General features: G+C 62.8%; 5 protein-coding genes and 1 pseudogene. 5 read left to right on the top strand and 1 reads right to left on the bottom strand.

What is annotated here, in order from left to right; genetic code table 11:
• Positions 1–582 precede the first annotated feature (582 nt).
• Positions 583–3543, top strand: coding sequence for an Ig-like domain-containing protein (locus RMO57_RS02435; RefSeq protein ID WP_310383867.1), 2961 nt, complete (start codon positions 583–585; stop codon positions 3541–3543).
• The gene (locus RMO57_RS02430) at positions 3540–4763 is read left to right on the top strand and encodes an OmpA family protein (RefSeq protein WP_310383865.1); all 1224 of its coding nucleotides are present in this window, start codon (positions 3540–3542) and stop codon (positions 4761–4763) included. Before RMO57_RS02435 ends, RMO57_RS02430 begins: the two co-directional genes overlap by 4 nt.
• Positions 4764–4892: 129 nt before the next feature.
• On the opposite strand, the gene RMO57_RS02425 is transcribed toward RMO57_RS02430, so the two are convergent.
• On the bottom strand, positions 4893–6002 hold the full coding sequence (locus RMO57_RS02425; RefSeq protein ID WP_310383863.1) for a response regulator transcription factor: 1110 nt from the start codon (positions 6000–6002) through the stop codon (positions 4893–4895).
• Between the two features lie 327 nt (positions 6003–6329).
• Here RMO57_RS02425 and RMO57_RS02420 point away from each other — a divergent pair.
• From RMO57_RS02420 to RMO57_RS02410, 3 genes and pseudogenes are all read left to right on the top strand, one after another.
• A pseudogene (locus tag RMO57_RS02420) lies at positions 6330–6593 on the top strand (IS21 family transposase); the annotation flags it as partial.
• Between the two features lie 100 nt (positions 6594–6693).
• Positions 6694–8028, top strand: a complete 1335-nt coding sequence (locus RMO57_RS02415) for an IS4 family transposase (protein ID WP_310383861.1) — start codon at positions 6694–6696, stop codon at positions 8026–8028.
• A gap of 278 nt (positions 8029–8306) precedes the next feature.
• A partial coding sequence (locus RMO57_RS02410; protein ID WP_310383859.1) for a serine hydrolase occupies positions 8307–9237 on the top strand: 931 nt, incomplete at its 3' end.

Genomic DNA, 9237 nt, shown 5'->3' with positions numbered 1-9237 from the left:
GTTCGACGGCGGGGCGATGAGGGGCACGATGTCTTGACAGCATCACCGGGCTCCGGGTGACCGTTCGGCGATCTCACCAGGAAGCCGATGGGGTAGGCGCTGTTGGCGTTTAGTTCGACGCGCCGCCACGACATGTCGTTCTCGCCGTGGCGCCTGAAAAGCCACCTCAAAGCGGCGCATCCAAGTCCTGCAAGGCTCAGCATTTAGCCTCATTTCTCGCCAAGCAGGTGCACTTAGGCCCAGCTCCTCTTAAGCCATGAGAAGCGGCTTGCGAGTCAACCAAGAAAGTCACAGCGAGGAAAATCATAACTGCCAGCATGTCCGGAAGCGCAAGTCACCGGGAGGTGGCGACTTGCTGTTCTTTAAGCGATGTAGTGCTTATGAACTTCAAATCGATGGCACCCCGCTGGCCTTGTAAGTACGCGTACGTATATGGATTTCACCGTTAAGTCCATATGGTTCGGTGGCCGGTGCGATCCCCAACGAGCTCCGGCGTTCGGGCGCAGCCCGCAGTGAATCTACCCAGGTTCAGGCGTTCTTGTCGTCCGTTCCGCGATGCCCTCCGCCTGCAAGGAAGCCACAATGAACCCGTTTTGCAAGATTTCCAGTTTCTCGACGAAAGTGGCAGGTGTCGCCGTGATGCTGCTGGCGACCCTGACCGCCGGATGTGGCGGTGGTGGTCTCGACCCCATCCTCGGCACACCGGGGGCCGGGCGCGTACCAACCGTAACCGCCACCTCACCCGTGGCGAGCACGCCCATCGTCACTGGCGTGGCAAGCAACGTTCGGGTGTCAGCCACCTTCAGTGAAGCGATGCTCGCTTCGACGATCACCAACGCCAGCTTTACCCTGACCTGCCCGGCCGCTACGCCGGTCGCTGCCAGCGTGGCCTACGACGCCGCCACCCAAACGGCGACCCTGACGCCCAACGCCGCGCTGCCAGCCAACACGCCCTGCCAAGCCAGCGTCGCGGGTACGGTGCAGGACAGCACGGGCATCGCAATGGGTGCTGCTTTTGTGTGGAACTTCTTGACCGCGCCGGCCGCGCCGGTGGATACGACACGCCCGACGGTGAGCTTCAAAGTTCCGGCGGCAGCAGCGACCGGGGTGGCCAGCAACACGGCCATCAGTGCCACCTTCACCGAGGCCATGAACCCGGCCACGATCACCGGCTCCAGCTTCACGGTAGCCAACACCACGCTGGGCACCCCGGTGACCGGCACAGTGAGCTATGTGGCGGCCTCGCAGACAGCCATCTTCACGCCGACAGCCCCCGCCACCTTGGACAGCAGCAGCTTGTTCACGGTCACGATCACCAGCGCTGCCACCGACCTCGCGGGCAACGCGCTGGCCGGCAACTTGGCAGTGCCACCGGGTGCAGGCAACCACGTCTGGACCTTCACCACCGGCGCGGCATCCGACACGACGCGACCTACAGTGACACTCACTCTGCCTGCCGCAGCCGCCACGGGGGTGGCCACCAACACCGCCATCAGTGCCAGCTTCAGCGAGGCCATGAACCCGGCAACATTCACCAACGCCAGCTTCACAGTGACCAACACCACACTGGGCACCCCAGTGGCCGGCACCGTGAGCTATGCCGCCGGCTCGTCCACCGCCGTCTTCACGCCGACCGCCCCCGCCACGCTGGCCAATAGCAGCCTGTACACGGTGACTGTCACAACCGCTGCCACCGACCTGGCCGGCAACGCCCTGGCCGTCAACTTCATCTGGAGCTTCACCACCGCCGCCGCACCCGACACCACACGCCCCACGGTGACCCTCACCGTGCCTGTTGCGGGTGCCACTGCGGTCGCTGCCAACACCGGCATCAGCGCCAGCTTCAGCGAGGCCATGAATCCGGCCACGATCAACGGCGCCAACTTCATCCTGACGAATACCACCCTGGGTACCGCGGTGACCGGAACGGTGAGCTATGCCGTTGGCTCGCGCACCGCCACCTTCACCCCGTCCAGCCCCGGCGGCCTGGCCGCCAGCAGCCAGTTCACGGCCACCCTCACCAGCGCGGCCACGGACTTGGCCGGCAACGCCTTGGCCGGCAACACGGCCGTGGCGCAGGCTGCGGGCAACCATGTCTGGAGCTTCACAACAGGCGCGGCGCCTGACACCACTCGGCCGACGGTGACCGTCACCGTGCCGGCCGGCGGTGCCACTGGCGTTGCCAACAACACCGCCGTCACCGCCACCTTCAGCGAGGCGATGAATGCATCCAGCCTCAGCAGCAGCAGCTTCACGCTGATAAACACCACGCTGGGCACCGCGGTTCCCGGTACGGTGAGCTATGCCGCGGGCTCGATGACAGCCACCTTCGCGCCTGCCGCCGTGTTGGCCAGCGGCAGCTTGTTCACGGCCACCGTCACCACGGCCGCCACCGACTTGGCAGGCAACTCGCTGGCGGGCAACACGGCCACAGCACCAAGCGCCGGCAACCATGTGTGGACCTTTACCACCGGTGCCACCGGTGACACCACCCCGCCGACCGTGACCGAAGTGAGTCCACCGGACCTCAGCGCCGGTGTTTGCCTCACCCGCCCCATCAGTGCCACCTTCAGCGAGCCTATGGACCCGGCAACGATCAGCGCCGCCACTTTCGGCGTCAGCGACAACGGCGTGGCCGTGGCCGGCAGCGTGAGCTACAACGCAGCCAGCCGGGTCGCCACCTTTGTGCCGAACGCGGCAGCAGGGTTCGCCGCCAGCCGCAGCTTCACGGTCACCGTGCTGGGCGGCAGCGCAGGCGTCAAGGACTTGGCCGGCAATGCCCTGGCCGCCCCTCGCGTCTGGAGCTTCAGCACCGGAACCCAGCCTTGCCTGGGGCCGGTGGAGCTGGGCTCGATCGCATCGTTCGGGGCCTTCGGCGGCGCCGCCGGGGTCACCAACCAGGGCATCACGACGGCCATCGGCGGCAATATCGGCAGCACCGCAGCTTGCACGCTGATCACGGGCTTGCACGACGCCAGTAACGGCTACACCGAGACACCGCTCAATATCGGTGCCGTCAATGGCAGCGTGTATTGCGCCCCGCCCGCCCCCGGCACGGCCGCTACCTTGGCCATTGCCACCCAGGCGCGCGCCGACGCGCAGACGGCCTACAACACGCTAGCCGCTTTGCCGCCGGGTAGCGACCCGGGTGCCGGACAGTTGGGTGGCCTGGTCCTGGCCCCTGGCGTGTACACCTCGGCCGGTGGCACCTTTGCCATCACCAGCGCGAATCTGACCCTGGATGCCCGCGGCGATGCCAACGCGGTGTGGGTGTTCCAGAGCGCAGCGGCACTGACCGTGGGTCTGTCGGCCACGCCGCGATCGGTGCTCCTGATCAACGGCGCGCAGGCCAAGAACGTGTTCTGGCAGGTCGGCAGCGCCGCCCGTATCGAGGACGGCAGCACCATGGTGGGCACGATCATCGCGCCGGCCGGCGTCACCATTTCGACCGCCGGCCAGACCGTACAGACCACGCTCATCGGGCGCGCCATCGGGCTCACGGCTTCGGTGACCCTGGTCAACGTGAGCATCGTCGCGCCATGAGCGCCAACCAGATGGCCCAGGGCCAAGCCCGTCGACTGGACGCTCGCAATTCAAGGAACCGGATGAACACCATGCACACCCTGCGCCTTTGCGCTCTGACCGGGCTCGGGGCCCTGCTAGCCTCATCGGCATTTTCGCAAGATAGCGGCTATGGCTATGTCGGAATTTCGGGCGGCCCGTCGCGCGCCAAGATCGACCAAACACGCATTACCGCTGGGCTGCAAGCCGAAGGCCTCAACACCACCCGCTTCGAGCGCGACGAGAAGGCCAGCGCCTACAGGCTGTTCGGCGGCTATCAGTTCAACCGCTATCTCGGCGTCGAAGCGGGCTACTTCAGCCTGGGCAAGTTCGGCTTCAACACCACGACGGTGCCTGCAGGCACACTCATCGGTCAGCTCCAGTCGCAAGGTGTCAACCTCGACCTGGTGGCCACCTTGCCACTGAGCGAGAGCTTCTCTGCCATCGCCCGCGTCGGCGGCCAAGCGCACCGCACACGCGACAATTTCAGCAGCGCCGGCGCCGTGAGCCTGCTCAACCCCAACCCCAGCAAACGCGCAGGTGGCTATAAGTTCGGCGGCGGACTGCAATACGAAGTGAGTCGCAATTTCCTGTTGCGCGCCGAAGCCGAGCGCTACAGCATCGACGACGCCGTGGGCAACCGTGGCGGCGTGAACGTCGTGTCGGTGGGTTTGGTGTTCCCGTTCGGCCGCAGCGAGACGCCAGCACCGCGTGCGATGGCACAGGCGCCCGCCGTGTCTGCGCTACCCCCGCCCCCTCCCCAGCCGCCGCCCGTCGAGCTGGTGCAGGCGCCGAGCCCACCGCCTGCCGCGCCCGAGCGCCGGCGGGTCAGCTTCTCTGCCGAGTCGCTGTTCGGCTTCGACCAGTCGGACATCAAGCCTGCGGGCAAGACAGCGCTGGACGCCTTTGCCGGCGAATTGCGCGGCGCTAGCTTCGATCTCATCACGGTCGAAGGACACACCGACCGCCTGGGCTCGCACACCTACAACCAAAAGCTGTCGACGCAGCGCGCCGCTACCGTGCGCGCCTACCTGGTGGACGTCAAGGGTTTCGATTCCGCCAAAGTCAGTGCCGTGGGCAAGGGTGAAACCCAACCGGTGACGGACCGCGACGCTTGCAAGGGCAACAGGGCCACGCCCGCCCTCATCGCCTGCCTACAGCCGGACCGCCGCGTCGATGTCGAGGTGACGGGCACACGCTGACTTGCAGTGCCCAAACTTGGAACCCTCGGATGCGTTTGTCAACCTCCCGCCGGCAAAAATCAGCCTGAGCGTCTCAGTCGCGGCAACTGCTGAGTGTTAAAGATCCCGGGTGAGTTTCGACCCGGGATGTCAGCGCGCTGGGACCCTGTACGACGACATCGACTCAATGCTCATCCGAACGAGTTCGGACAGATGTCGGGCTGCCATCTTGTGCATGACCTGCGCACGGTGAACTTCGATCGTGCGAAAACTCCCTCCCAATTCGCGTGCGATCAGCTTGCTGCTCATCCCTGTCACCAGCAGATTAAAGACCTCACGCTCGCGCGGAGTGAGGGTCTCGAAACGGGCCATGACCTCCGGGTCTGCAGGACGTTCCAAGATCGCCATGCGGTCGGGGAGGTGGGTGTCTGATCGGCGTACCCGATCGAGTTGCGAGGCTCTTTGGATCGACATCTCAGCGAACTCAGCAGCCCCGTTTCGCATCGCGGTCAAGGCTAGGGCCATGTCGGAGCCACCACCGTTAGACACGACAGGCACGTGGACGCCACAATTTCTAAGCAGGTCATGCAGGGCCAAGCCGGCCAGGCCGGACAGGCCGGCCATACCGGACATACCCGGCATCTTCACGTAGAGCCGCGGAATCGTCGCCGACGCAAGCTTTTCTGCGCTGAGCAACTCGGCGGCGGGGCCGCTATTCACCAACTGCATCCCGGCGCCTGTGAGAACGCGATGCACCAGGTCGCGCATGGAGCTCTCGTCTTCGGCAACCAGAACCTTGATCACGACGGCCGATGGGTCGGCTGCGTCGCTGGCTCCCGCATCGTCGAGCTCGCATGCCCTGTCGCGCACCGAACCACGGCGCTCGGCGGCGACGCTGACCTGAGCCAAGCAGTCGTGGAACGGTTTGCGGTTAAGCAAACCAGTCTGCTTGTCATGCAGGCACAGACCGGCGGTGCGCTCGGCCGTGCGAGACGCTGCAAGTGCAGCCTCCGACTGCGCCAGCGCAGCACGAGATAGTGTTAAGGATTTTTCAACCTCCCTGACCTTGTCTAGGCCTTGGGCCAAGTCGTCGATTACGCGCCGCAGGTGGTCGACACAACCATGCACTCTCAATTCGATTGCTAAGCCGCTGCGCAGCGCTTGAGCGGCGGGAAGCGTGGTCGATCCGCCGGTGATTCGAGTATTCGCGAACTCGTTCGCTAAACCAATATCTGCGGCACATGCCTCCACATCGGCCATGACAGACCGGCCTTGGTCGAGTGCCCTGTCCAACACGCTCAGCATGCTGGAGCGGGTGGTGGTGTCAGAGGGAGACGATGGCATAGTGTCAGGCGTGTGGCAGCAAACAAGAGGTAGATAAAGCAAGCTCTCTCAAGTCAAAGCAGGCTCCATAAATGGCTACGAGAGGGTAGCTTTTGGTTTCACCTAAGTCTGTAGGACGGCGCGCACTGTTGGCACCGACCAAATTACAGAGCCGTTTTTAGGGGAAGTGCCGACCCTAAATTGAGCCAGGTGTTTCACTTACTCGGCTGCTTTTTTATGCGGCGGGGGCAAGGAACGATCCCGCTGGACATGATTGGCAAGATCCGGCGTTTGCATAGCCCGGACAAGAAGTCGGAGCGCGTCTTTTTCTCGCACAACGCTTGTTCGCCGAGGTCAAGGCCGCCGGTTACGACTGCGGCTACTCATGCCTGACCGACTTCAACCGCGAGTGCCGTCAGGGCGAGGGTAAGGCAGCATTGGTGCACTTTTTTGCCGCCGATATTCGAGCTGGGCGAGGTGCTCCAGTTCGGCTGGAGCGAAGAAGCTTTGATGATCGGCGGCAATTACTAACGGCGGCAGGTCTTGAGGCAGCAGGGTCAAGTCTCAATACTGTTGCTTTAGATGATTTTTTGCCATCACTTGCACCGTCCCTTAATCGGAGCGAAGCATGGCGAGTACAAAAGCCACTTTGGGAACAGGCGCGAGGCTGAGTGATTTTCTGACCGCCAGTCTTTTAGCCCGAGTTTATCCAGCCGAGCAAGTGCATGAAGTTTTGAATCGGCACGCCTGCAACAGCCAGCGCATTCGCAGCTTTCCTGCTGTGGCTGGGGTTTATTACTGCATGGCTCTTAGCCTGTACCCCGAGGCGGCATATGAGGAAGTTTTTGCTGTCATGACACATGGGCTGGCTTGGGCTGCGGGAGCCGCAGAGCCGGCGCGCGTGAACAAGTCATGTATCAGTCGCTTGCGGCAAAAGATTGATGTTGCGCCACTGACAGACTTGATGCGGCTAGCCTGTGTGCCATTGGCCAAGTTGACCGAACACCCCGAGGCGTTCTATGCGGGCCGGCGCCTGGTAGCCATTGATGGCAGTACCTTCGAGGTACCGGATGAGGCCGACAACGTCGAGCATTTCGGCTACCCCGGCAGTCGGACCGGGCACTCCGGCTACCCTCATGCCAAATGCGGACTGCTGGTGGAGTGCGCCACACACGCGATATTGGATGCCCATATGGGAGCCTATCGCGATGACGAATGGACCGTCTGCAAGCCCATGCTGCGCAGCCTCAAGCCCAGCATGTTGTGCTCGGCTGATCGGGGCTTCGATGCTTACTCCTATTGGCGCGAAGCCAGCGACACGGGTGCTGATTTACTGTGGCGCTGCATGAAGGATCGCCCGTTACCAGTCCAGCAGGAATTGGGCGATGGCAGCTACCTCAGCTCGCTGTACCCGAGCGGCGTGGGCCGCAAAGAGAAGGCGAAGAATGCGCTTGTGGTGCGCGTTATTGATTACGAAATGCCTGGCCTCCCCGACGGGCAGCCACGCTACCGTTTGTTAACGACCTTGCTTGATCCGAAAGAGGCGCCGGCGATGGACTTGGCTACGCTTTATCACGAGCGCTGGGAAGTGGAAACCGTGTTTGACGAGTTGAAGACCCACCTGCTGCAACGCCGCCGAGTGTTGCGCAGCAAGACTGCAAAGCTGTTGCGCCAGGAGTTCTATGGCTGGGTGTTGGCCCATTACGCAGTGCGTTGGCTAATGCATCAGGGCGCCAGTGCCCACCGCATGCGACACCGGGATCTCTCGTTTGCAAGTCACATTCAGCTGATGCGGCGCACCCAGCCCCAGTCAGGGGCCTTTCCCCCCAGCGAGACCCAGAAAGCGCCTGTGGTGGTGGCGCGATCTGATGAATACCGGCGCCAAACTACGCACTACGCGCACCGTAGGGAAACAATCACCTCGCATGTTCAAGCGGCGGAATTCGCCGTACCAATCGCATGACCGCGATTTGCCGATCCGGGTGAACATCGACTGCGACACACGCCCGCTTGGGCCGTTGCCACCCACTCCGAATCAGTGGTTTCAGAAGGCGAGAAATTGCTAATGCAACAGTATTGAGACTTGACCCTCGGCTTGACCCTCGCCTTGGCCCTAGCCTCGGGACCCTCGCCTCGGATGCAAGTTCGCCGCCTGAATGGGCGGCTTGGCTACGGGTAAAGCCGGGCGGCCGAAGTCAATTCACTGGCAGATACTCGTCATTTCGATATCAGGGCTCAATAATGAAAATAAAATATCTACACATCGCCGGCCTCGTTTTGGGTTTGTTGCTGCAAGGCTGTGGCGGCGGCGGTGATTCCAAATCAGCGGAGCGCGTCATCGTCCCGCCCAACTCCAATGAAGTATGGACGCTCGCGACACCCGCCGAGGTCGGCATGGACGCGGCACGGCTGAACCAGGCGATTGCCAATCTGCCGAGTGCCGCGGAGCATGGGCTGGCCAGTATGTTGGTGCTGCGTCATGGCAAGCCGGTGCTTGAGCAATACTGGAATGGCTATGACAAAGATACCTTGCACGACCTACGCTCGGCCACCAAGAGCATTACCTCCTTGCTGGTGGGGATTGCGATTGACCAGCGTTTTCTGACCGGCGTGGATGAACCGATGAATACTCATCTGAGCGCGCCTTACCCGGGCGCACCCGCCTTGAGCCGGGGCATCACGCTGGATCATCTGCTGACGATGAGCACGGGCCTGGCCTGTGACGACCGCGACAACAATTCGCCCGGCCATGAAGACACGATGTACAAGACGACGGATTGGGTCGCCCACTTGTTGAACCTGCCACAAAAGGCCGCTGCGGGAACCCAAACACACTATTGCACCGGGGGCGTGGTGGCGCTCGGTCGGGTGGTGGCGCAGGCCAGCAAGCGCCCGATTCCGGACTTCTCCAGCAACTTCTTGTTCACCCCGCTGGGCATCAACGAAGTGCGCTGGGCCGACTTTGATCAGCGCAAACAGACCGACACCGGCGGCCATTTGCTCATGCGCCCGCGTGATATGGCGAAACTGGGTCAATTGATGGTCCAAAAAGGCCAGTGGAATGGGCGCCAATTGGTCTCCGCTGATTGGGTCAGCAACGCCACCAAGCAACACACGCTGATCGACAAAGGTTGGAAATATGGCTATCTGTGGTGGCTCAGATACCAAACCC

The sequence above is a fragment of the Roseateles sp. genome, from assembly GCF_031397715.1.
Taxonomy (GTDB): Bacteria; Pseudomonadota; Gammaproteobacteria; order Burkholderiales; family Burkholderiaceae_C; genus Paucibacter_A.
The sequence above is the reverse complement of the archived record's forward strand: the minus strand, read 5'-3'. Positions and strand labels throughout refer to the sequence as shown.